The organism is Campylobacter sp. TTU-622 (assembly GCF_016598965.1).
Taxonomy (GTDB): Bacteria; Campylobacterota; Campylobacteria; order Campylobacterales; family Campylobacteraceae; genus Campylobacter_D.
In genome coordinates, this window is record NZ_JAENKR010000174.1 from 1 (window position 1) to 1,031 (window position 1,031).

Genomic DNA, 1,031 nt, shown 5'->3' on the forward strand with positions numbered 1-1,031 from the left:
AAATCCAAATTCTTTAAGTCTAAGAATCTATCAAAATCATAAAATTTTTGATCCTTTTACAAGTAATTTGCAAGATTTTTTTGGCAAAAGCGATCTTACTTATGATGTTAATTTTACTCATTTACAACAACTTTGTAATTTTTATAATTTTAAAATTCTTTCCTTTGAAAAACAAAAAGAAGCTTTATTGCACTTTGGTTTTGAGAAATTATTAAAATACACTCAAAATAAAAGTATTAAAAGTTATGAAAATTTTTTACAACAAGCTAAATACCTTTTTTTCAATTTTAATGATAAATTTCACTTTTTTGAATTTCAAAAAACTTGAATAACAATATAATTAAAAAATGGAGGAATACTATGCTTTTAGGGGTAAATATTGATCATATAGCTGTTTTAAGAGAAGCTAGAAAAGTAAATGATCCAAATCTTTTAGAAGCAGCTTTATTTGCTTGTCATTTTTGCGATCAAATTACTATTCACGTAAGAGAAGATAGACGCCACACTAATGAAAAAGATTTAAAAGATTTAATCAAACATTGTAAAAATCCTATTAATTTAGAATGTGCTTTAAATAATGAAATTCTTGATCTTGCTTGTACTTTAAAACCAAAACGCGTTACCTTAGTTCCAGAAAAAAGAGAAGAACTCACCACAGAAGGTGGGCTTTGCTTGGATCATAAAAATTTAATTTCTAGTATAGAAAAATTAAAACAAGCAGATATTGAAATTTCTTTATTTATAGATCCTAATTTAAAAAATATCCAAAAAGCTTTTTCATTAAAAGTTGATTTTATAGAACTTCACACAGGATTATATGCTAATTTATACAATGCAATTTTTAGCAATATTTTAAAAACTCCATATAAAATTAAAGAACTTGATTTAAACCCTAAAATTTTAGAGCAAAAATTAAAAGAAGAATTAAATGCTATTTCTCTTTGTGCTTTAAAGGCAAAAGAACTAGGCTTAAAAGTTGCTGCAGGGCACGGACTTAATTATAAAAATGTTCAAGAAATAGTAAAAATTAA

At 24.5% G+C, this 1,031-nt stretch carries 1 protein-coding gene and 1 pseudogene; both read left to right on the forward strand.

Going from position 1 to position 1,031, the window contains the following annotated elements:
* Positions 1 to 328: pseudogene (locus JG677_RS08265) on the forward strand (SAM-dependent methyltransferase); the annotation flags it as partial.
* A 32-nt stretch (positions 329 to 360) separates the two neighbouring features.
* A partial coding sequence (locus JG677_RS08270) for a pyridoxine 5'-phosphate synthase (protein ID WP_200286161.1) occupies positions 361 to 1,031 on the forward strand: 671 nt, incomplete at its 3' end.